Annotated in this window: 19 protein-coding genes and 2 pseudogenes; 19 read left to right on the forward strand and 2 right to left on the reverse strand. The window is 44.6% G+C overall.

The features are described from left to right. The first annotated feature begins 43 nt into the window (after positions 1-43). The 3 genes from ACHHV8_RS11220 to ACHHV8_RS11230 are packed head-to-tail and all read left to right on the forward strand — an operon-like array spanning position 44 to position 3847. Positions 44-400, forward strand: a complete 357-nt coding sequence (locus ACHHV8_RS11220) for a hypothetical protein (protein ID WP_395158344.1) — start codon at positions 44-46, stop codon at positions 398-400. Beyond that, on the forward strand, positions 400-2655 hold the full coding sequence (locus tag ACHHV8_RS11225; protein ID WP_395158345.1) for a hypothetical protein: 2256 nt from the start codon (positions 400-402) through the stop codon (positions 2653-2655). Before ACHHV8_RS11220 ends, ACHHV8_RS11225 begins: the two co-directional genes overlap by 1 nt. Before the next feature lie 19 nt (positions 2656-2674). Next, positions 2675-3847 (forward strand): hypothetical protein, encoded by a 1173-nt coding sequence (locus tag ACHHV8_RS11230; protein ID WP_395158346.1) that lies wholly within the window; start codon positions 2675-2677, stop codon positions 3845-3847. 47 nt (positions 3848-3894) lie between these two features. Here the strand turns inward: ACHHV8_RS11230 and ACHHV8_RS11235 are convergent. After that, positions 3895-5123, reverse strand: a protein-coding gene (locus ACHHV8_RS11235) for an IS3 family transposase (protein ID WP_395156174.1) whose coding sequence is annotated in 2 segments (ribosomal slippage) — positions 3895-4835 and positions 4835-5123 — 1230 coding nt in all. Because the reading frame shifts where the segments join, the coding sequence is not laid out codon by codon here. 151 nt (positions 5124-5274) lie between these two features. Here ACHHV8_RS11235 and ACHHV8_RS11240 point away from each other — a divergent pair. From ACHHV8_RS11240 to ACHHV8_RS11280, 9 genes are all read left to right on the forward strand, one after another. Next, entirely contained in the window at positions 5275-5811 is a 537-nt protein-coding gene (locus ACHHV8_RS11240; RefSeq protein ID WP_395158347.1) for a hypothetical protein, read from the forward strand. A 13-nt stretch (positions 5812-5824) separates the two neighbouring features. Beyond that, positions 5825-5989 (forward strand): hypothetical protein, encoded by a 165-nt coding sequence (locus ACHHV8_RS11245; RefSeq protein WP_395158348.1) that lies wholly within the window; start codon positions 5825-5827, stop codon positions 5987-5989. Between the two features lie 145 nt (positions 5990-6134). Next, positions 6135-6629: a phage holin family protein gene (locus ACHHV8_RS11250; protein WP_395158349.1), complete on the forward strand. Its 495-nt coding sequence runs from the start codon at positions 6135-6137 to the stop codon at positions 6627-6629. A gap of 1 nt (position 6630) precedes the next feature. Then, positions 6631-7578 carry a peptidoglycan recognition protein family protein gene (locus ACHHV8_RS11255; RefSeq protein WP_395158350.1) on the forward strand — a complete coding sequence of 316 codons (948 nt, stop codon included), beginning with the start codon at positions 6631-6633 and terminating at the stop codon, positions 7576-7578. A 157-nt stretch (positions 7579-7735) separates the two neighbouring features. Beyond that, positions 7736-8125 (forward strand): hypothetical protein, encoded by a 390-nt coding sequence (locus ACHHV8_RS11260; RefSeq protein WP_395158351.1) that lies wholly within the window; start codon positions 7736-7738, stop codon positions 8123-8125. Positions 8126-9068: 943 nt separating this feature from the next. Then, complete coding sequence (locus ACHHV8_RS11265; RefSeq protein WP_395158352.1) at positions 9069-9599, forward strand: RAD52 family DNA repair protein; 531 nt, start codon at positions 9069-9071, stop codon at positions 9597-9599. 128 nt (positions 9600-9727) lie between these two features. Continuing rightward, positions 9728-10927, forward strand: a complete 1200-nt coding sequence (locus ACHHV8_RS11270; protein WP_395158353.1) for a DNA cytosine methyltransferase — start codon at positions 9728-9730, stop codon at positions 10925-10927. Between the two features lie 142 nt (positions 10928-11069). After that, positions 11070-11864: a TdeIII family type II restriction endonuclease gene (locus ACHHV8_RS11275; RefSeq protein WP_395158354.1), complete on the forward strand. Its 795-nt coding sequence runs from the start codon at positions 11070-11072 to the stop codon at positions 11862-11864. A gap of 29 nt (positions 11865-11893) precedes the next feature. Beyond that, positions 11894-12697: a TdeIII family type II restriction endonuclease gene (locus ACHHV8_RS11280; protein ID WP_395158355.1), complete on the forward strand. Its 804-nt coding sequence runs from the start codon at positions 11894-11896 to the stop codon at positions 12695-12697. Between the two features lie 516 nt (positions 12698-13213). Here ACHHV8_RS11280 and ACHHV8_RS11285 read toward each other — a convergent pair. After that, positions 13214-14270: pseudogene (locus ACHHV8_RS11285) on the reverse strand (YifB family Mg chelatase-like AAA ATPase); the annotation flags it as partial. A gap of 205 nt (positions 14271-14475) precedes the next feature. Here ACHHV8_RS11285 and ACHHV8_RS11290 point away from each other — a divergent pair. The 7 genes and pseudogenes from ACHHV8_RS11290 (at position 14476) to hslV (ending at position 22760) form a co-directional block, all read left to right on the forward strand. After that, positions 14476-14736, forward strand: a complete 261-nt coding sequence (locus ACHHV8_RS11290) for a hypothetical protein (protein WP_395158356.1) — start codon at positions 14476-14478, stop codon at positions 14734-14736. Positions 14737-15076: 340 nt separating this feature from the next. Beyond that, positions 15077-16237: an ADP-forming succinate--CoA ligase subunit beta gene (gene sucC / locus ACHHV8_RS11295; protein WP_395158357.1), complete on the forward strand. Its 1161-nt coding sequence runs from the start codon at positions 15077-15079 to the stop codon at positions 16235-16237. Between the two features lie 60 nt (positions 16238-16297). Next, on the forward strand, positions 16298-17227 hold the full coding sequence (gene sucD / locus ACHHV8_RS11300) for a succinate--CoA ligase subunit alpha (RefSeq protein WP_395158358.1): 930 nt from the start codon (positions 16298-16300) through the stop codon (positions 17225-17227). Positions 17228-17369: 142 nt separating this feature from the next. Further along, positions 17370-18476 (forward strand): DNA-processing protein DprA, encoded by a 1107-nt coding sequence (dprA, locus tag ACHHV8_RS11305; protein WP_395158359.1) that lies wholly within the window; start codon positions 17370-17372, stop codon positions 18474-18476. Positions 18477-18516: 40 nt separating this feature from the next. Continuing rightward, positions 18517-20602: pseudogene (gene topA, locus ACHHV8_RS11310) on the forward strand (type I DNA topoisomerase). A 61-nt stretch (positions 20603-20663) separates the two neighbouring features. Then, positions 20664-21992, forward strand: coding sequence for an FADH(2)-oxidizing methylenetetrahydrofolate--tRNA-(uracil(54)-C(5))-methyltransferase TrmFO (gene trmFO, locus ACHHV8_RS11315; RefSeq protein ID WP_395163474.1), 1329 nt, complete (start codon positions 20664-20666; stop codon positions 21990-21992). A 222-nt stretch (positions 21993-22214) separates the two neighbouring features. Next, complete coding sequence (hslV, locus tag ACHHV8_RS11320) at positions 22215-22760, forward strand: ATP-dependent protease subunit HslV (protein WP_395158360.1); 546 nt, start codon at positions 22215-22217, stop codon at positions 22758-22760. Positions 22761-22773 lie beyond the last annotated feature (13 nt).

Genomic DNA, 22773 nt, shown 5'->3' on the forward strand with positions numbered 1-22773 from the left:
CAGGGGAACCTGTTCCTTTTGTTTTTAGAAAGGAGTGAATGGCATGGTACTTACCTTTAAATATCCCGGAGGAGAATACAGAACTGATGAAATACTTAGTTATGAACCTAGTCCTGTAGTTAATTCACAGACACGGTCAACGGCTGGTGGAAAAACGGATACCGTATTCATAAAAACGACTGGACAAATGGATTTAGAAATTCAACTAGATGTTTATGAACCTGAACTGGTTGATGCCCTAATAGCAGCAGCCCAAAATTGTGATGATATTCAACTTTATAAGAATGGAGTGCTTGTTGGGACATTTCGGGTTCCTGCCTCAATAAAAATGCCGTATGTTGAAGACTCATATGATACTCACCATACATTCACTATCCCATTACAGAAGGTGGTGGTGTGATGCAAAACTTTAATGCTCAATTAAAAGCAAAACTGCAAGGTAATAAGCATAGTTTTACGGCAAAGGTTGAACTTTACGACATGACCGGCGGGATAGAAAGAACTCTTGCTCCTGAAGCAAATGTTTCTGTTATTTCGGGGGAGTATAAGAGGATTTTCTATGACCCTATCCAGAACATACCTTTAACACATGTTTGTCCTATCCGCATAAATAACAAAATCATAAATTTTCAAACCCTGTCCTATATCTCTACTCCCTTCAATACAGAAGTGATTTATAGTGACTACACAATTGGATTTGGGCTGGCGTACTTAATTAGTTCAGATGAAGGTTCAACTTGGAGTTCTCCATTAAAATTGCCGAACCTGACACTTCCACAGGGAGTCAATGTATATAAGCCGGTAAAATACTGCCCTGTGTACTTTAACAACAAGATTTACTTCTTTTATGCTTGGGGAGGTATGACGAACTTAGGGCAACTGGGCTATACTGACCCACTTTCAGGAAGTGTTCCAGGATCGGGATTACAGACAGCCGAAATTCGTTGCAAAATTCTTGCTTATGATGAAGCAAACGGAGTGCTTACCCAAGAAGCAGATGTAAGACTAATGCAGAAGGAATATGTCTTCCATGCTTTCGTTCAAAACAATGCTTTATACATTGCTTATCACCGAGAAATGAATATATTAATACAGAAATTTGATACAACAACAAACACACTCGCAGCAACCGCAACTTCCGTAATGAAGGACTTTCCCGATCTTAGCAATATAACAGTAGCAACTAAGTCAAACAAAGTCATATTGGCCGCGGCGGTGAACGACACGCGAAACGATAGTAAGGGGCGTACTTTCTTCTATGCTACTACGAATGCGTCTGCATGGACCCTACAAGGAAGCACTAACTATCATGTAAGTCATCTTCATTACCAAGCAACAGGTGACAAGTTCCATGCTCTAATTAAGTACAAGAATAGTAACGGATATCTTATTTTAACGAGCATAACCGAGTGCAAATATTGGAGTGGATACGAAGTATTCGGAACAGAAGGAAAAGAAACTATGATACGTGTGAATGATCACCGTATGATAGTTGAGAATGGCAAGGTAATGGTTTACTACATTTATTCTTCTTTGGATTATTACTGCAATAAAAGAGATACAAAAGTAACTTATACAGATAACCGTAACACTGTAAAAATTGCAGATATCCCTGAAGAGCGAATTCGCTATGTGGAATGGGATTATCTCATTGGTGATGGGGTAAGCAGAACTGCCCGCATAGAGTTAAGCAACACGGGAGAATACTTCAGCAAAAATGGAATAGATTCAACGACCCAAGTCCCGTATTCCGGGATTTTTTCATTTTCTAGTAAATACAACCTCGTTAACAAGATGATTGTATTAAAAATTGGGGACAACCAAATATCCGATCCTTCTTACAGATATGAAACAGTTTTTACCGGAGTATTAAAGAACCATTCGTTTTCTGGGAAAATCCTAAGTTTGGATTGCGAGGACATGCTCTATCTTGCAAGACAAGCGAATGTGAATGAAAAAAAGTGGGAAGGTTTCAGCGCGTCGTATTTGGTTGGACAACTATTAGACATGTGCGGTGTTCCATCATACGTTATTAATCCTTTTGCAATTGAAGTAGACAATTTGGAATTAGACAGACGAAGCACCGTATTGGACAACATATTAGAAATTCTAAATGTATCTGGCACAAAGATGTACTGTGACCGCTTCGGTGTTATTCGAACAGTAGACATAGTACCGACAACAAACCCTGTTATAACTCTAACAGACAACGACTTCTTTGGAGATATTACTCGGAATGGTCCAAGTACCGAACAAACCAAAAATCGTGTAAACGTCTTAATAGACAGTCAAATTGAAGATGAAGATGACAAAATAAAATTCATAACCGTGGAGGACAAAGAGGCACAGCAACAAATGAGGCGTATCGCAGTGTATGAGTTAGACATTACCCCTATGATTCAAAGCGGCAATATTGCCGAAAGCAAAGTAAGAGAAATAGGGCAATATTACCTCAGAAAAGTTTGTAGAACAACTACAACCGTTGCAGGCTCCATCAAAGGTTACTATTGGTTAGATGTTTATGATGTTGTTGGATTAAGTGTTTCCAGTCCGTATACTTCCGGTTACTTCTACATGCAGAATATGAAAGCATGGATTGGCTTGCATTCTGACAATCTTGGATATGATTTCTCCATCAATATGATGGACACGTAAAGGAAAGGAGGTGCTTCTTTTGGATGATTTAATTAAAAAGATAACCGAACAGCAGAAGCAAGTTGTTCGGGACATGATTAAAAAGGAAAGGCGTAGGCGCAGTTCTTCGACGTCTGTGGGGTCTGGACAAAGCCAGGCTTACACAGAACTTCAAATGAAAAAGAATCAAGCAAATGTAGATAAAATCCCTACACTAGAGACTTCGATTAGTGGCAATACAACTGAAATTACTAACTTGAAGACAAGGGTTACTGCGCTGGAACAAGGGGTAGGGGCAAACATATCTGCGGAACTAACAAAAATAAGGAACAATTTAAAGAATACAGATTTGAATTTAATGAAGAACACACTTAATGACAGGATTTTTAGAGAAAAAGAAGACCCCACAAAACCTATTGCCCAAATGAATAATTTTGTTACGGACACTCTTGAAGACGGGGATGGGTTAGATGCGGAGTTAAGCATAAACTGCTTTTATGATTGGAGTACAGGGACAATTAAGAGTACTACTGCAGTCAACAAAAGACCTGTATTTACAACAGATGTTCAAAATCCTATGCTCTCAGAAGGGGGCTCGATCTTCTACGTCCCAACAAAGTCTGAGTGGGGTAACGATTGGTATGCTGTCGTCTATCTATTAACGAGGGATTTTAGGCTTATTAGGTTCTCTGAATATGGAAGTGGCGTGTCTGAACCTGTAGAAATTGAGATTCAGAATAGAGAAATCGTTGAGGGTTCTTCAGAATTCACGGGTGCGTTTGCATTATCACGGAACAAATATTATTTTACAACATATTTATTCGCTGAATTTCGCTTATTTGCTTTAGATTTAACCAATTTTTCCTTCGAAGAAGTAATTGCTGTTGGAGACCTCCCGACTACTATGATTGATGGAAACATCATGTGGTGGGACAGCAATTATAATGTCTTGGCCTTCAATGGTGGCTACAACAATGACGGAGACTTCTTTATATATAATCCCGCAAATAACAATATGATCAGATCCTATTGGGGCATGTGGCAATTGGATGAAAGTAGTACTCAAAGAGCATATAATCCTCAAACTAATAGATTTATACATTTTATACCGGAGTATCGTGAGTTGTATCAATATTTTGTAACTAACGGAACAGACATTGTAATAAGTGAAGACATTATTCAAGGTGTGGTTCCAACCGGATTAACCCCTTGAGTTTGGACACAAGCTCACCCTTACTCATCCAGGCTTAGTTTCTTAAGTTATACACGAACTTCTTTAATTGGGATCGGTTTAATCAGGTTCTGCTCATAGAATTGGTCTGGCGACATATCCCGGATGCTGGAATGGATTCGCCGCTCATTGTAGAATCGAATGAACTCGGTGACTGCTTCATAGGCTTCGCTGTAGGACTCAAAATCATATCGAGCTAAACAGTCGTCCTGCAGCAACCGGTGGAAAGACTCAATGTGTGCATTCATGTTCGGCGTTCTCGGTGGAATCCGTTCATGTTCTATTTCAAAGCCTTTACAAGCTGCTTCAAAAACATGTGAGACAAATTGAGGTCCATTGTCGGAACGAATGACAGGCTTTAATTCTGCCTCAAACAACTGACGTTTAAATAGGGCCGTTTGCAGGGTCCGTACCACATCGGTAGCTTCACAACGTAAGCCAATGTGGAAAGCGACCACTGAGCGGTCGTAGACGTCTAAGCAGGATTGAATAAAAAAGAAGCGATCCTCACCTACAATGTAGCCATATTTAATATCGGTCTCAAAAAGTTGATTAGAGGCCGTAATGATCCGGTTTCGAGCAAGTTTCCTCGGGTATTTAGAGTGAATTTTTCGCTGTGGGCGCAGAATGTCCAGCACTTTGCATAATCGGTAGACTTTCTTTTTGTTAATCACAAGGCCGTATTCCCGGCGTAGCGCCACGGTTAGTTTCCGATAGCCATACGTATAGCCGTCCCCAGCTACCAGTTCCATTAACCATTCCTGAATCTGAGCATCCGCCACTTTGGTGCCGTCTTGCTGAATGGAATATCCGGGTGCTTGGCGCCCCTCACTTACTGTTTTCTCCACTACTTTACTGAACTTATGGTAGTAGTAGCTGGATCTCGGAATTTGGACCAAACGCAGCACAAGCGTTACGGCATATCCCTGGTTAATGTAGCTGTCCGCTACTTCAACTTTGTCAGCAAATGAGGGTTTTTCTTTTTTATTAAGCCACGAAGGATCGCAATCTCTAGGGCTTGTTCACCAAGCAACTTCTTTAATTGATCGTTTTCCTGAGCCAGCACTTTCGATTCCAATCCTGTAACGGCATCATGTGATGTCTCACCGTACTTGCCTTCTTCGAATTCTTTCACCCAACGGTGAAGCATATTGACCGCAATCTCATAGCGGCGCGCCACCGCGGATTTATTCCCGGTTTCTATTGCTTCTTTGACAACCTGCTTCTTAAATTCTTTTGAATGTTTATTTCTTGTCATTTCATCAGCCCCTATCACTAATAGTGTAAACCATACACACTCTTAGTGTCCAAGTTCTCTAGGGGGCTAAACAGCAACAATATTTCATGCAAAAAGTTTTGTGAAAGACAATGAACTTATAATAATGTATCCGAGTGGTTACAAGGAGAATGTGTACAAGATAAATTTAGATAGCAAAGCCTTTACAGGTAGCAATGATTTTAATTTTGTTGGAAGGAAGGTGGCAGACTATCAATCCTTCTTTGACTATATTGAAATTCTTAAGGATACAGAAAACAACTTGCTCATCAACCCAATAAGAAGTGTAGTTGTGGTCAATATGCTGAACGAAGCCACCTATCAGATGGACAACAGCATAAGTGCATGGAGATTTAAATACAAAGGAAACGGTGAGTATAATCCGAGCGATCCTCTTAATCAAACACCTTGGATATTCGTTAGTAAGGAACTAACAACGACTAAAATTCTAAACTGGGCTTACGGATTGTTGACAGCATATTCCAATCAATATGGGGAACTCGTAGGTTTTTACTTTAGCCGCAACAACGGAACAACATGGAGTTCCTTGTCCAACGCAGAGGATTTAGTTAATATTACAACCCAACCGTCTGGACAGAGTTTAAGGATTAAGATAGCGGCAAAGCATGACTATGAAATAATTGCATATGCGTTTGGTGGCATGGAGTGAGGTGATTAGTATTATGGGTTTTATTCAAATTGAAACACTCAAAAACAAGCAAGAAAAGGAAGCACAACTACAAGAGTTAAACCAAAAAATTGATTTGGTACTTGAAGTGAACGAACAATTGCGGGAAGAAATCAAGCAATTAAAAACTGAATTACAAAAAGGGGACGGGGAGTCCTAACCCCTATTTCTGAAGAAATTTCGGACAAATCCTATATATTAATTATAGGAAATGTCCAGTTTTCCTTCAGATTTCATACTTGAGAGTAGTCTTTATAGGCTGCTCTCTTTTTATTTGGAGGTGCTGCGAGGGGAGGGATTTTCGCATGGATACAGTGGTATTGTTTTTTCAAAGATTAATTTTATTGTTGAGCAAGGCTTACACATATGTAGTTGAAATTATTCTAACCCCATTTGGTTTGGCCATGACTGATGGCTTAATGGAGAAATTCGTAGTAATGATCGTTATTATGACAATAGCAATTTTTGCTGATTTCTTTTTAAAATTCATACACGTACTTTTGTTAACCAAAAAAGAAAAGGTTAAAAGTGACAAAATGGGAAACACCGTAACGAAATTAGTTGCAGCATATTTTCCTTTTTTAGTTTTATCATTGGTTACTTTTATTTCTTTGAAGGTATATCCAGCAATTAGCATGATTTCAGAAAGTGCAACATTCACATTGTTTATCCTTGTTGTAACTAGAGAATTGCTTTCTTTATTAGAAACTGCTGAAAAAATGGGACTTCCGGGTGCAAAAAGAGTAATGGATATCATTAATTCCTTACCGGATCTATTTATAAAGAAAGGAGGAAAATAAGATGAAGTATGAAATTCAATTTAAGTATATTGAAGGGCTTCCAAAGAAGTCATACCGTAACGGGAAGCCAGAGGGCATTGTCATGCATGAAACTGATAATGAAAAGTCTACAATTTGGAATGAGATTGCTTTTATGAGTAGAAATTTTTTGAACGCCTTTGTGAATGCTTTTGCAGATAAAGATAACATTGTTGAGATTGCAGATCCCAGATATATTTGTTACGGAGCAGGTGCAGTGGCGAACAGATTCCTGATGGGAATTGAACTTTGTCACCACAAGACAAAAGCGGATTTTGAAGCAAGTTTTGATCGCTGGTGCTTCTATGCCGCGGCTAAGTTAGTTCAATTTGATTTACCTGTCATCGATGCAGAAAAAACGGGAAAAGGAACCTTATGGAGCCACGCTGCTGTTTCAAAACATCTGGGAGGAACAACTCACGATGACCCTCACGATTACCTAGCAAGGTTCGGATACAATTGGAGCATGGTTGTAGACCGAGTAACTAAGTATTGGAATGAATTGAAGGGTGTAAAGACCGAAAACTCTCTACCAACAGGGAAGGTTTATGCTTACGAAGTTTATCAGTCAAAATCAGTAGGGTTTAGTACAAGCACTTATTTGTCAGGTTTTAATGATTACTATGCAGCCGTTGATTTTTGCAGACGGTGGGATAGTGCTTTCGTTAAGGAACACAACACTGGAAAGACTGTATTTGGACCAACACCTGCAATAAAGCCTGCGATAGATGTAAGTAAATATCCAACACTAAGAAAAGGTTCAACCGGCCAATACGTTAAGACCCTCCAGAAAGCCTTGGGGGGTCTTGTTGTTGATGGAAGTTATGGTTCTTTAACGGATACTGCTGTTCGTGCGTTCCAGAAGAAGAACGGTTTGACCGAGGATGGAATTGTCGGCCCAAAAACATGGGATAAGGTTATCAATGGCTAATACTTAACATTATTAAATAAATCTATTCATAACCGTTATTATTGAATATTAAGTACTTCCTATTCGATTTTATAAGTAGTTCAAAATCATTTTATAGGTACTTCAATACTTTTAATAACGGTTCATATCCATACCTAATAGAAAGGGGTTGATAATAATGGATATTAATATTTATGTTGTTGTAGGTTGTGCTTTGGCTGCTCTTTTGGCTTTCGGATGGGTGTATTTTAGCAAGAAGTATTCTCCAGTCATCCAAAATCAGATGAATTCCATCAAAGATGCAGTAAAACAGAAGGTTGGAGTTGGTCTTTACGGTGAAATTGAGCAAACAGTTATCCTTGGAATACACCAGGCAGAGGAAAAATTCATGGGATTCGCGCATGATAAGTACGGAATCAACCGTCATACCTTCGCAAAAGACGTGATCCGCACGGTTATTAAAGAATTCAACCTGCGGGACAAGATTTCAGATGAACAAATTGACTTGTTAATTCAGTTTTATGTAAAGGCACTAGGCTTTGCTAAAGGTGAAAACAAGGATAAATAAGCATTTCCCCTCCCACTGCGGAGGGGATTTTTTTTCGTTTTATAACACTTAAATTATAAAAATAAAATCAAACTACAGGAGATCATACTCTCATAAGAAAAATCTTTTAATAGAAAATCCACTCCCTAAAATAGATATCCATTAGTCTTTTATTTTAAATGAGGATATCTGCTTGAATATCAGTCTGAATCGACCCAAATCAAAATAGGAGAAAATAATAGGATAAATAAAAAAGGGTTTAGTCCTGATTTATTGAAGTGTAGGGTAGGAAACGTATTTACTGCAGACAAAAGAGGCTTACCACAGACAATTTGGGATCACACCCTATTGTTTGGGTAGGTCTCTTTTTGTTTTTGTCAGTCGTTTTACTACTCAGTTTAGGAGGAGTCACATGGAAGAGAATAACCCGTTTGGGAAAATAGCATTCTTGTACTTCGTGGTGGTTATGATTGTTGCAGTTGTGCTGAATGTAAAGTAAGGCTTTTGAGGACTGGCCAGTCTCCAAAATTCGAAAAAACAAATATAATAGGGAGGTTTTACAATGACAGCAAAAAAGTTCGCTAAGATCTGCAATTTGTTCGTAAAGGCGCTGCTTACAACTTTGGCTTTGCTTGCTATCATGATTGTAGTAAACAGCATCACTCACTAAAGACAAGGCCGGGGATCTCCGGCCTAACTTTTTTAATACGGGAGGATTTGCATGAAGTATTTAGGTGTTGTGATCCTTGTTGTGCTTATGTTCGTTCTTACGTTACCATTTCAGATGCGGAAAGAAACAGAGACTATGGAACGATGGGACAAGATAAAGCACAATTGGAAATACGAAACATTTGACAATAAAGCATGGCTGGTTGGGCAGTACATTATAGCAGTCATGTTCATGCTCAGTTGTCTGTTGTTTCTTGGAATGCTCATAAAAGAACTCTTTGTGAGGTGGTTTTAGGTGAATTGGGAACAACTATGCAGACCATTTAGCCAATCTGAAATCAAGCAGAGAAAGGGCCGCAAGGGAATGTATTTCAACTATGTCCCTTCGGATTCACTCGTTATTAGGTTGAATGAGTGCGGCCCGGACAAATGGCAATTCATTATAAAGGAAAGCAAGGAAATAAGGGACGAAATTATTGTCTTGGGGAGCCTGACTATATGCGAAATCACAAAGGAAGGTTACGGTTCAACACTGATTGAGGAGAACAAAGGAGTAGGAGACTGTTTCAAATCTGCTTCCGCTTTGGCATTAGTTAAAAGTGCCAGCCTCTTTGGAATTCCGTGTATCTTCCATGCCAAACCGCAGAACCAACAAGAGCAGCCGCGGCAAGAGGAGAGAGAACCAAGTCCGCAACTTCCTGTTCAGACGAAACCAGGTTGTGCAGAGTGTGGTATTGAATTAACTGAGAAAATCTATAATTGGAGTATGAAGAACCTCGGAGCAGCATTATGTCTACGTCACCAAAGAAACCGAGGTGCTATTTAATGAAGGAAGCGGACTAAACCGCTTCTTTTTTTTGTTACATTTGGGGTATGGACCTATTAAGTTTTACATGGTATAATAACTCCACAAGTGATAAGATAGAAGGCTATATAGGAAGTGGAGTGAGAATTTTGGCATACAATGTAATTTCCCTGTTCAGCGGAGCAATGGGATTGGACTTAGGACTGGAAGCAGCCGGTCTAAAAATAAAAGTAGCACAGGATGTAGATGAGTCATGCGGGAAAACAGCAGAGGCGAACAAGAAGAATTTTATTTTGGGAGATATTAAGAAATTAGTTGAAGAAGATCCTGAATGTAATTTTCTTTTAAAGAAAGCAAAATTAAAAAAGAAAGATGTATTCGCAGTTGTCGGTGGGCCTCCATGTCAAGCATTCTCAACGGCTGGTAAGAGGGAATCCATTGATGACCCTCGTGGAAGTTTGTTTATGGAATTCGCTCATGTAATTAGAACAATTAAGCCAAGATTTTTTGTAATGGAAAATGTTAAAGGATTAATGTCTGCTTCCATTAAGAAGCCGGAGAAAGGCAAAAACCCTAAAGATTATACACCGGAAGAAATGCCCGGCTCGGCATTTAAGATTATCAAACAGACCTTTGAGGATATCGGGTATAAGTTAGTTCATGATGTTCTGGATGCCGCTCACTTCGGTGTTCCGCAATTTAGAGAGCGGCTAATCATTATTGGTTCAAGAGATCATGAGGATATCTTCCTTCCTCACCCTACACATTTCCAAAAGCATCAAGATCCGAAATACAGATGGCAAACATTGGGTGAAGCAATAAAAAAATTAGAAAATGACCCCGGACTTTGTGGTTCTTTTTCTGCAGATAGAGTTGAGTTCCTTAAGCAGGTTCCAATGGGTGGTAATTGGAGAGACTTGCCGGTAGAACTACAAAAGGCTGCTATGGGTGGAGCATTTGAAAGCGGTGGGGGTAAGACAGGTTTCTACAGAAGACTCGACTACAATCAGCCGTCCCCAACCCTTGTTACAAGTCCGGTGCAGAAAGCAACCCTTCTTTGCCACCCAACGAAAGACAGACCGTTATCTGTAAGAGAATATGCACGTATCCAACAGTTCCCGGATAAATGGAAAATTGAAGGAGCAGTTGATGATTTATACCGTCAGATCGGAAATGCGGTTCCCATTGGCTTAGGAAAAGCAATTGGACAAGCATTATTGGCGGTAGCGAAGGATGACGCACAAATCAAGACAAAACGGACACGCGGTACTAGCGTGCATAAGGCAATGCAAGAAGTGGCCGCTACAGCCAAAGAAGTAGCCGTGATGAAGGAATTTATTGAAGTGTAAGTCATGAAGATCCTGCCTGTAATAGGTAGGATCTTTTTTTTAGGTCCTTTTTTGTATGGTTATTTCCAATTTAGGTCCTAGACAGCGGATTCCGTTTAGGTTATACTCCTAACAGATGCAGATGACAACTGGAGGGTATAAGATGAACCATACAACACGGCAACTTGTAAAAGATCACATTCAATTCGCAATGGATCGCAAGATCCGCAGTTTGACGCTTGAAAATCCGTTCGATGAGGATGCAGTGCTGCGAAACAACCCGTTCGGGTCGCGAATTGTTCCAAACGAAGTGTGGTTGGGTAGCAAATTCGAGCGTTCCTTCGTCACGACTTTGGGGCAGGGAATCTTCGAGCAGTTGGGCAAAATTATTGCCGTCGGTTCCGGGGCTTACGCCGAAAATCAGCATACAAGCGTGCTCACACTCAACACATTCCAGACGCAAACAATCGAGCAGACGGTCGAGCGGCAAGGTGCTGTTAGAGCGGACGCAGTACCCGATATTCACCGTGAGATCAACAATTTACGGGGATTGAATATCGACTCCACTGTGCGTGTATCCGTTATTAGCGACTTGTATGTACGTCGCCCCGACGGGCACGAAGAATTCTACAGTTTCAAGACGGTGAAGCCAAATAAGGATCAGAGCGCCATTGCAAAGAAGAGCCTTCTGTATCTGAAAGTGGCGAATCCTGATTGTGACGCATACTTCGCGCTTCCGCACAACCCAGCGGGGGAAGGTAACTCCTACGGTTCACAATCGCACAAAATTCCGTACAAGTACTTCGACATGGATGACCGGGACTTCGTTCTAATTGGTTCCGACCTTTGGAATCGAATTGGTGAGGATGACAACACGTTTGACGAACTTCTTGAGGTTTTTGAAGAAGTCGGTGAAGTGACGCGGGCACGCATTCGGACGGAGTATTTCGGGCTTTAATCAACGATGAGTAAACGCAGGGGGCAAACATGGACAAAGAAACAAGAAAAAAGGTAAAGAAACATATCATGGATGCCATGGACAAAAAAATCGAGGATATGACAATAAATAATCCATACGATGAAGAAGGAATAATAGAGGTAAATCCTTTTGGAGCAAGAATCGTTCCTTCAGAGGTTTGGCGGGGGTCTAAGTTTGAACGCTCGTTTGTCACTTCCTTAGGCCAAGGCATACTTGAACAAGTTGCTAAAATAATTGCTGAAGGAACTGGTGCTTCAGCAAAAAATCAATATAAAAAAACAATTAAACTAAATACACATCAACGTGATACTATTGATAAAATTGTTAATCGTCAGAAAAAGGAAAAGGGTAAAAAAGTAGTGACTCCTGATATAAAGGATGAATTAAAGAAGTTAAGGAATACGGATCATGATGCTACAGTTGAAATAGAAATAATTAGCGATTTATATGTTAAACGTACGGATGGAACAAAAGAATTCTATTCCTTTAAAACTGTAAAACCCAATAAGGATCAGACTGCGGCCGCTAAAATGAATTTGCTTTTCCTTAGAACTGCAAACAAAGATTATAAGGCTTATCTGGCTCTTCCTTACAATCCAGCCAAAGAAGGCAACAGTTATATGGCTCAAAGCCATAAAATCCCTGCAAATTTCTTTGATATGGACGATAAAAATTATGTTTTAATTGGTTCTGCTCTTTGGAATAAAATTGGAAACGACAAAAATACTTACAATGAACTTTTGAAGATTTTCGATGAAGTTGGAGAAATCACAAGAGATCGTATTAGACGTGAGTATTTCGAGTTGGAATAGGCACGGTAGGAGCGGATATAAACCGCTCCTTTTTAATGTGACTATAAAAGGGGGAGATCGATATTCCTACATTTCAATCGTTAATCGATGTTAACATTTTTCAAGATGAGTATAACTACAAATGTGCTTCACTTAATGTCATCTTTCATGAAGCACCTAATATAGTCTATGAATTCGAAATGAATTATTTATATGGAGAATGGGAACCTGCTTATGTTTATCATTCCATTAATCATGCGTGTCCATTTTGCAAACAAATTCCTGTTAACCAAGTAACAAATGAAAGAACCATTTGTAAATCGTTGTCGGAACCAATAACATTGGACGGAATCTACAAATATATCGAGACCCATGACAACATAATTCTTTTAGACCTTCTTGAGTAAAGTGGCTTATTTCTGCCGCTTTTTTCTTTTTCCATTATAATAGTAGGTATATGAGATCATGAGTTCATCAACTAAGTCCTCAGTGATTTTTAACGAAATGGCTTCTTGTTGTGGGTTCCGGCACACTCCTGCAGGGGTTCATAGAAGCGGCCAGAATGAAATGGGCCGGAAACACATACACGGCCCGCGCGCGTCCGATGGTCACCTGGCGGTCCTCCAGAGGCTGACGCATCACCTCGAGCGCAGCGCGGGAAAATTCGGGCAGCTCGTCGAGGAAAAGGACGCCCCGGTGGGCGAGGCTGATTTCGCCGGGCTTCGGAACGGAGCCCCCGCCGACAAGGCCGGCGCTGGACACCGTATGGTGAGGCATGCGGAACGGACGCTCCCGGATCAGCCGGCTGCGGTCGGCGAATTTGCCGGAGGCACTGTAAATTTTGGTTACATCTAAAGACTCCTGCTCGGTCATCGCGGGCAGGATGGTCGAAAGCCGCTTCACGAGCATCGTTTTCCCGGTTCCCGGAGTGACCGACGAGTAGAATATTGTGCATCCCGGCAGCGCAGATCATCAGCGCCCGCTTGGCATGAAGCTGGCCGAACACGTCGCTGAAATCTTCCGGATTGGCTGGCAAAGCAGCGAATCCGGCTGGGGAGGACGGCTTTGCCTCAGAAGCATCGAAGGTGCAGGACATTCCGTCTCTCATCTCCTGAATATGAGACAAAGCGCCGATCTCGATTTCTTCTATAAGAGAAGCCTCCGCTGCGTTGGGGCGGGGGACAATAACGCGCCGGATCCCCTGTTCCTTGGCTGTCGCGATCATGGAGAGGACGCCGGGAACCGGCCGGATCGAGCCGTCCAAAGCCAGCTCTCCGAGAATCAGCGTCTGTCCGGCATCGGGAAGCGTAATTTGTCCGCTGGTAGCCAGAATGCCAAGAGCGATCGCAACATCGAAGGCGGAGCCTTCCTTTCGAATATCGGCCGGAGCCAGATTGATAGTGATTCTCTGCAGCGGGAAGGTGAAGCCGCAGTTTTTGATCGCGGCGCGGACGCGTTCCATCGATTCCTTGACGGCGCTGTCGGGCAGGCCGACGATATGCATCTGGGGAAGTCCGTTGCTCAGGTCGACCTCCACCTCCACCAGTCTTCCATCCACGCCATGCAGGCAAGCGCTCATTACTTTTCCATACATAACTAAAAACACCTCTTCCACGGGAGTCTGTCGCTTCCATTGGCAAAAGGTGCTTCCTTATCGGCCGTATCATTTTGAAATTATTGTAACGTCTGCAGCTCTATTACGCAAGTCATTCGCTAAGCGAGGCGATGTGCACAAAGTTTCACCTTTGGAAGGTTTAACCGGATGAAAACTGGATATACCATGTAATGAGGTGATGACAATGCAGGATAAACCATATTTTTGTCCGAACTGCCGATCCAATCGCGTCAAATTCAGCATCATTTCCAGTTTTAATCAGCGGTTTATGAAGGATGCCGTGACCGGCAACGTTCAGGAAGTCGACGAGCCGCAGCAGATTCAAGACAGCGAGCCGATGATTCAATGCCAGGTATGCAGCTTTACAGGAAACGAACTGCGTTTTATTAAACAGGCGGAGCGGGAGCCGAGAACGATGACTCCGACCAACCCGACTTATACGTAATGAAGGAATCAAGCTAAAGCAGCGCATGACGCATGTTTTCTTTTCGGAGAAAAGATGCGTTTTTGTGTTTGTTTTCATTTCCTTGGGAATGATATTATACGGGAAATTTTTCAGCCGCATAAAAAACTTTAATTGAAAAATGAAATGTTTACATGAAAATTTAAGGAAACTGTCGAAAAAAAGTGGTACAATAGTGAATGTTTGCTGCGACACATGCATCAAACCAAATTGTGAATGCATCATAGCGAAAAAAATTTTCGTTTGATGCGGGACTTTGCAGGCCTTATGCCGCAGTTCTGATTCATATAGAAAGCTATTACTGATAGGAGGATTTTGCTAAATGAATATCCATGAGTACCAAGGCAAAGAAGTGCTGAGACAGTATGGTGTTGCCGTTCCTGAAGGAAAAGTTGCTTTCACCGTGGATGAAGCCGTTGAAGCTGCCAAGCAGCTGGGCACTTCCGTTGTCGTAGTTAAAGCGCAGATCCACGCGGGTGGACGCGGTAAAGCCGGCGGTGTTAAAGTTGCGAAAAACCTGGACGAGGTACGTACATACGCCGAGCAAATTTTGGGTAAAGTGCTGGTTACGCATCAAACCGGACCGGAAGGTAAAGAAGTGAAGCGCTTGTTGATTGAGCAAGGCTGCGATATTAAGAAAGAATACTACGTTGGTGTAGTTGTTGACCGTGGAACGGGTCGCGTAGTTATGATGGCATCTGAAGAGGGCGGTACCGAGATCGAGGAAGTAGCGGCTCATACGCCTGAGAAAATTTTCAAAGAAGTGGTCGATCCTGCGATCGGTCTGCAAGCGTTCCAAGCGCGTAAATTGGCTTATGCCATTAACATTCCAAGCGAGCTCGTGAACAAAGCGGTTAAATTCATGATCGCCTTGTACACTGCATTCGTGGAAAAAGACTGCTCCATCGCTGAAATCAACCCGTTGGTTGTAACTGGCGACGGCAACGTTATGGCTTTGGATGCGAAGCTGAACTTTGACTCCAATGCTTTGTACCGTCATAAAGACATTCAAGCGCTTCGCGACCTTGACGAAGAAGACGAAAAAGAAATCCAGGCTTCCAAGTTCGACCTGAGCTACATCGCGCTGGATGGTAACATCGGCTGCATGGTTAACGGTGCAGGTCTGGCTATGGCGACTATGGATATTATCAAATATTACGGCGGCGACCCTGCGAACTTCCTTGATGTAGGGGGCGGTGCTACGAAGGAGAAAGTTACCGAAGCTTTCAAAATTATTCTTTCCGACGACGCGGTTAAAGGGATTTTCGTTAACATCTTTGGCGGCATCATGAAGTGTGACGTTATTGCCGACGGCGTAGTAGCCGCAGCCAAAGAGCTTGGCTTGACGCGTCCGCTTGTTGTTCGTCTGGAAGGCACGAACGTGGAGCTGGGCAAGAAAATTTTGAACGAATCCGGTCTGAACATTGTGGCGGCTGACTCGATGGCTGACGGAGCACAAAAAATCGTTGCTCTTGTAAAGTAATCGTCTCCAGGCTGACATTTTGTTTTTCTTCAAATAAATCAAGGGATGTGAACTATACAAATGAGTATTTTAGTTAATAAAAATACAAAAGTAATTACACAAGGGATCACCGGTTCCGTGGGTATGTTCCATACAAAAGGCGGTCTGGACTACGGTACGCAAATGGTAGGGGGCGTGACTCCAGGTAAAGGCGGCACGAACGTCGATATTACCTTGGAAAACGGTTCTACCGTGTCTCTCCCTGTATTCAATACTGTGCTTGAAGCGAAAAACGCAACGGGCGCTACCGTTTCGGTAATCTACGTTCCGCCGGCTTTTGCAGCAGATGCCATTATGGAAGCTGTTGACGCTGAATTGGATCTGGCTATTTGTATCACAGAAGGTATTCCGGTACTGGACATGGTTAAAGTAGCCCGTTACATGGAAGGCAAAAAAACGCGTCTGATCGGACCGAACTGCCCAGGCGTCATTACACCGGGCGAATGCAAAATCGGTATTATGCCAGGATATATTCATACTCCAGGTCACGTAGGCGTTGTTTCCCGCAGCGGAACGTTGACTTACGAAGCGGTTCACCAATTGACTACACGCAACATCGGTCAATCCTCCGCAGTCGGTATCGGCGGCGACCCGGTTAAAGGCTCCGAGTTTATTGACATTTTGAAATTGTTCAACGAAGATCCGGACACCTATGCTGTTATCATGATCGGTGAAATCGGCGGTACTGCGGAAGAAGAAGCGGCAGAATGGATCGCGGCTAACATGACGAAGCCGGTTGTCGGCTTTATCGGCGGACAAACTGCGCCTCCAGGAAAACGTATGGGCCATGCCGGTGCGATCATTTCCGGCGGTAAAGGTACAGCTGCAGAGAAAGTAGCGACAATGGAACGCTGCGGAATCAAAGTAGCTCCGACACCTTCCGAAATGGGCTCCACTTTGGTGAGCGTATTGGAAGAAAAAGGTCTTCTGGACAAATGCATCACAAAATAATAAGCATTTCCGGATAAGCTTACTTATCCTTAGAGCAAGGCAAGCAGCCTTCTATTCCCGTCCCGGGAATGGAAGGCTTTTCTTTTTATTCGCTGCCCGAGAGGGCAAAAGTTGTTCTCAAAGAAGGAGTGAGATATACTAGATGGACAATAGAACGATTCTCATCGCTCTGCATCATATGGAGGGCATCGGATGGAAGACGATCGACAGGCTTGCAAGGCATATGCCTGACCTGTGCGAGATGGTCTCCTTGTCATCCGCAGAATGGAAAGCGCTTGGCATTCCGCAGACAAAGGCCGAAGCGCTGACCGGCAAGCTGCAGGCTTGGCTGCATGAACAGGCTGCGGTCTTGCTGGCATCCTATGAACAGAAGCGAATCGGCATATTGACGATTTACGATGAAGGGTACCCGGCTCTGCTGAAGCAGACGGCACAGCCGCCATGGGTGCTGTATACACGTGGCAGGTCCGAGCTGCTGCACAGCCCATGTCTCGCTGTCGTCGGAACGAGAACGCCAACCGTCTACGGCCGGCAGTCTGCGGAGCAGCTCTCGGCCTCGCTGTCCTCGGCGGGGATGTGTATTGTAAGCGGCTTGGCACGAGGCGTGGACAGCGCAGCGCATGAAGGGGCCGTCAAGCATAGCGGGAGTACGATTGCCGTTCTCGGCTGCAGCATAGATCAAGTGTACCCTCCGGAGAACAAGTTTTTGTACCGGCGGCTGACGGAAGAAGCGCTGGTGATCAGCGAATATCCGATAGGCACCAAGCCGCATCCCGGGCTGTTTCCGCAGCGCAACCGAATTATCGCGGGATTAAGCCTGGGGGTTCTCGTCGTTGAGGCGGCGCTCAAAAGCGGTTCTTTAATTACGGCGGATCAAGCTCTGGAGGAATCAAGGGATGTGTACGCGCTGCCCGGACCGATCAACTCTCCGAAGAGCCAAGGGACGCTGTCTTTGATTAAGCAGGGGGCGAAGCTGGTTACTTGTGCGGGCGATATTTTGGAGGAATACCCGCAGCTGGCGGTAAGTCCGGAGAAACGATCGCAGGCTTCCGGCATTATAAATGAAGGAACGCCGTTATCTTCCGAGGAGCAGCTGATCGTCGATTTGTTACGGGACAAGCCGTTATCCATTGACGAGCTATTGGCCCTCAGTCAATTTACCTTTGGACATTTGCATGCAGTTCTGTTAAATTTACTAATGATTAAACGTGTGGAACAATTACCAGGTTCAGTCTATGTTCTCTGCTGATTGACTGCACATCACATACATTGAGGGGGGAAGGACGCCTATGGCAGATTCATTAGTCATCGTGGAGTCACCCGCAAAAGCCAAAACCATCGGCAAATATTTAGGCAGCAAGTTTATCGTGAAAGCATCGATGGGCCATATCCGTGATCTTCCGAAGAGTCAAATCGGTGTTGAAATAAAGAAAAATTTCGAACCCAAATATATTACCATCCGCGGAAAAGGCTCTGTTCTTAAGGAATTGAAGGATGCGCGCAAGAAAGTCAAAAAAGTTTATCTGGCGGCTGACCCGGATCGCGAAGGAGAAGCCATCGCTTGGCATTTGGCGCACTATTTGGAGCTCGAAGAGACGGAAGCGTGCCGGGTTGTATTCAATGAGATAACCAAGCAAGCGGTGAAGGATGCTTTCAAGACGCCGCGCAAAATCAATCTGGATCTTGTGAATGCGCAGCAAGCCCGTCGTATTCTTGACCGGTTGGTCGGTTACAAAATCAGCCCGTTGCTGTGGAAGAAGGTCAAGAAAGGATTGTCCGCAGGCCGCGTGCAGTCCGTTGCCGTCAAGCTCGTCTATGACCGCGAGAATGAGATCAAAGCGTTCGTTCCCGAGGAATATTGGTCGATTACCGCCAAGCTGCTGGCCGGTAAGACGGAATTCGAAGCGAAATTCCACAGTGTCGGCGGCGTGAAGAAGGAGCTTTCGAACCAGCAGGAAGTCAATGAGATTCTGGCCGTGATCGAGAAGGCGGACTACATCGTTCAAGATGTGAAGGAAAAAGAACGCCTCCGCAATCCGTCGCCGCCGTTTATTACAAGCTCCCTGCAGCAGGAGGCTGCGCGCAAGCTGAACTTCCGGGCGTCCAAGACGATGTCTGTAGCCCAGCAGCTGTATGAGGGGATCGATATCGGCAGCGAAGGAACCGTCGGTTTGATTACGTATATGCGTACGGACTCCACGCGGATTTCGCCTATTGCTCAAGAGGAAGCGAAGGAGTTTATCCTGCAAAAATACGGCGACAGCTACTACCCGGAAACGCCGCGCGTATATGTCAAGAAAGCTGCAAATGCGCAGGACGCGCATGAAGCGATCCGTCCGAGCTCCGTACTGCGGGAGCCCGACCAAATTAAAGAATATTTGAGCCGCGACCAATTCCGGTTGTACAAACTGGTCTGGGAACGGTTCGTCGCAAGTCAAATGGCTTCGGCCGTGTTGGATACGATGACCGTGGATATCACTGCGGGAGATACCGTATTCCGGGCGGTCGGCTCCAAAATGAAGTTCCCTGGTTTCATGAAGGTGTATGTCGAGGGAAACGACGACGGCACCACCGAGGAAGATAAGCTTCTGCCTCCGCTAAAGCAGGGAGATCAGGTACAGAAGAAGAACATTGATCCGAAGCAGCACTTCACGCAGCCGCCTCCGCGTTATACGGAAGCGCGCTTCGGTCCGCGCTCTGGAGGAAATGGGAATCGGACGCCCGAGTACATACGCTCCGACGCTCGAAACCATTCAGCGCAGAGGCTATGTCGCGATCGAAGAGAAGAAGTTCGTTCCGACAGAGCTGGGTGAGCTGGTGATTCAGCAGATGATCGAGTTTTTTCCGGAAATTCTCGATGTGGAATTTACCGCACAGATGGAGGAAGAGCTTGACCATGTGGAAGAAGGCAAGGAAGATTGGGTAAAAGTGCTGGATACCTTCTATCAATCGTTCGAGAAACGCCTCGAGGTCGCGGAAGAAGAGATGGAGAAAATCGAAATCCAGGATGAGGTTTCCGATGAAATCTGCGAGAAATGCGGACGACATCTGGTATACAAAATGGGCCGCTTCGGCAAGTTTCTCGCCTGCTCCGGTTTCCCGGACTGCCGCAACACGAAGCCGATTGTGAAGGATATCGGAGTGACCTGCCCTAGCTGTAAGGAAGGCAAAATCATCGAGCGCCGCAGCAAAAAAGGCCGCGTATTCTACGGCTGCGATCGTTACCCCGAATGCGAATTCGTTTCGTGGGATAAGCCGGTTGCCGATCCGTGTCCGAAATGCGGTTCCATGGTGATCGAGAAGCGTAACAAAAACGGTGTGTTCCACCAATGCGTGCAGTGTGATTTTAAAGAGGAAGTACAGGAGAAGGAGTAAAACGAATCCTGTTTCTTCATTAATATAGACCCGTCTCAGGAGGCTAATGATTGTGTCACAGATTGATGCTACACCTAAAGTAACCGTCATCGGGGCGGGGTTGGCTGGCAGTGAGGCCGCATGGCAAATCGCCAGTCAAGGCGTTCCCGTCGTATTATATGAAATGAGGCCGGTCCGAAAGACCCCTGCGCATATTTCCGATCAGTTTGCCGAACTCGTATGCAGCAATTCGCTGCGTGCCAACGGGCTAACCAATGCCGTCGGCGTCTTGAAGGAGGAGATGCGGATTCTCAATTCGCTCATCCTCCGCTGCGCGGATAAGCACGCCGTACCGGCAGGCGGAGCGCTTGCCGTCGACCGCGAGGGCTTCTCGGCCGAGGTCACGACAATGCTTCGCAGCCATCCGTTGATCGAAGTCCGCAATGAGGAGCTGGAATCGCTCCCCGAGGGGATTACCGTCGTTGCGACCGGGCCGTTGACTTCTCCCGGCCTGTCCTCCCATTTGAAGGAGCTGATGGGGGAAGAATATTTGTACTTCTACGATGCCGCGGCGCCGATTGTAGAGAAGGATTCCATCGATATGAGCAAGGTATATCTTGCATCCCGTTACGATAAGGGAGAAGCGGCTTACCTGAACTGCCCGATGACCGAGGAAGAGTTCAACACGTTCTACGACGCGTTAATATCCGCGGAAGTCGCGCCGGTCAAAGAATTCGAGAAAGAGATTTACTTCGAGGGCTGTATGCCGATTGAGGTCATGGCCAAAAGAGGCAAGCAAACGGCGCTGTACGGACCGATGAAGCCGGTCGGACTAATCAATCCCCATACGAATGAACTGCCTTATGCCGTAGTGCAGCTTCGGCAGGACAATGCGGCGGGAACACTGTACAATCTGGTCGGGTTTCAAACCCATTTGAAATGGGGCGAGCAAAAGCGGGTATTCTCGCTAATCCCCGGTCTGGAGAATGCGGAATTCGTTCGTTACGGCGTCATGCACCGCAACACGTTCATTAACTCTCCGAAGCTGTTAAAGCCGACGTATCAATTCGCCAAACGGGACGACCTGTTCTTCGCAGGACAAATGACCGGTGTGGAGGGATATGTGGAATCAGCGGCTTCCGGTCTGATTGCAGGTATGAATGCAGCGCGCTACGCGCTTGGCAAGGAGTGCCTCGTGCTTCCTCAGGATACGACGCTCGGCAGTATGGCCCACTATATCACTACGGCGGATTTTAAGCATTTTCAGCCGATGAATGCGAATTTCGGACTGCTGCCACCCTTGGATGAAAAGGTAAAAGTGAAGAAAACGCGCTACGAAAAAATCGCATTACGAGCAATTGAGAAAATTCAGAATTTTTCTAAAAATGAATACAATTTCACTTGTAAGTAAAAGCTTTACTGTGTTACTATAATAATGTTTTACCGTTCCGCCTTCCCATTCATGGCAGGAGGCGGCGGATCCACTATTTATCAACGCTTTAATTGGATACGATTTTCATTCAAATGAACCTCTGCATCGCGGCTGCACTTCCTATGCGACCTCGATCGGGGTTTTTCTATTGCACTTCGTTGTGCGCTCCCTATAGTCCAATTCTTTGGAGGTATGTCTTGTATGGAACAAACCTTTCATGCTACAACCATTTTTGCTATCCGCCATCAAGGAAAAGGGGCTATTGCCGGGGACGGGCAGGTAACTTTCGGCAACAGCATGGTCATGAAGAATACGGCGAAAAAAGTCCGCCGTTTGTACCGGGGGAAGGTTGTCGCCGGTTTCGCCGGCTCCGTTGCCGACGCTATTACTCTGTTCGAGAAATTCGAAGCGAAATTGGAAGAGCATCAGGGCAATTTGCAGCGGTCTGCCGTTGAACTGGCCAAGGATTGGCGGTCCGACCGTGTATTGCGAAGGCTCGAGGCGATGATGATTGTTATGGATTCGCAAAGCTTGCTGCTGATTTCCGGAAACGGCGAAATTATCGAGCCCGACGACGGGATACTGGCTATCGGCTCGGGAGGCAACTTTGCTTTGGCCGCAGGCCGGGCGTTAAACCGGTACGCGCCGCATATGAGCGCCAAGGAAATTGCGCAGGCGGCTTTGACGATGGCGGCGGAAATTTGCGTATTTACGAATCACAACATCATTGTGGAAGAAATCGAGTAGAGGACGAGGAGGT

This window comes from Paenibacillus sp. TAB_01 (assembly GCF_043945595.1).
GTDB lineage: Bacteria > Bacillota > Bacilli > Paenibacillales > NBRC-103111 > Paenibacillus_S.

Coding starts and splice junctions, on each gene's coding strand:
- ACHHV8_RS11275 (WP_395158354.1), top strand. CDS start 11,070: ATGAACCATACAACACGGCAACTTGTAAAAGATCACATTCAATTCGCA.
- ACHHV8_RS11245 (WP_395158348.1), top strand. CDS start 5,825: ATGGGTTTTATTCAAATTGAAACACTCAAAAACAAGCAAGAAAAGGAA.
- ACHHV8_RS11220 (WP_395158344.1), top strand. CDS start 44: ATGGTACTTACCTTTAAATATCCCGGAGGAGAATACAGAACTGATGAA.
- ACHHV8_RS11250 (WP_395158349.1), top strand. CDS start 6,135: ATGGATACAGTGGTATTGTTTTTTCAAAGATTAATTTTATTGTTGAGC.
- sucC (WP_395158357.1), top strand. CDS start 15,077: ATGAATATCCATGAGTACCAAGGCAAAGAAGTGCTGAGACAGTATGGT.
- sucD (WP_395158358.1), top strand. CDS start 16,298: ATGAGTATTTTAGTTAATAAAAATACAAAAGTAATTACACAAGGGATC.
- ACHHV8_RS11255 (WP_395158350.1), top strand. CDS start 6,631: ATGAAGTATGAAATTCAATTTAAGTATATTGAAGGGCTTCCAAAGAAG.
- dprA (WP_395158359.1), top strand. CDS start 17,370: ATGGACAATAGAACGATTCTCATCGCTCTGCATCATATGGAGGGCATC.
- hslV (WP_395158360.1), top strand. CDS start 22,215: ATGGAACAAACCTTTCATGCTACAACCATTTTTGCTATCCGCCATCAA.
- ACHHV8_RS11225 (WP_395158345.1), top strand. CDS start 400: ATGCAAAACTTTAATGCTCAATTAAAAGCAAAACTGCAAGGTAATAAG.
- ACHHV8_RS11280 (WP_395158355.1), top strand. CDS start 11,894: ATGGACAAAGAAACAAGAAAAAAGGTAAAGAAACATATCATGGATGCC.
- ACHHV8_RS11260 (WP_395158351.1), top strand. CDS start 7,736: ATGGATATTAATATTTATGTTGTTGTAGGTTGTGCTTTGGCTGCTCTT.
- ACHHV8_RS11290 (WP_395158356.1), top strand. CDS start 14,476: ATGCAGGATAAACCATATTTTTGTCCGAACTGCCGATCCAATCGCGTC.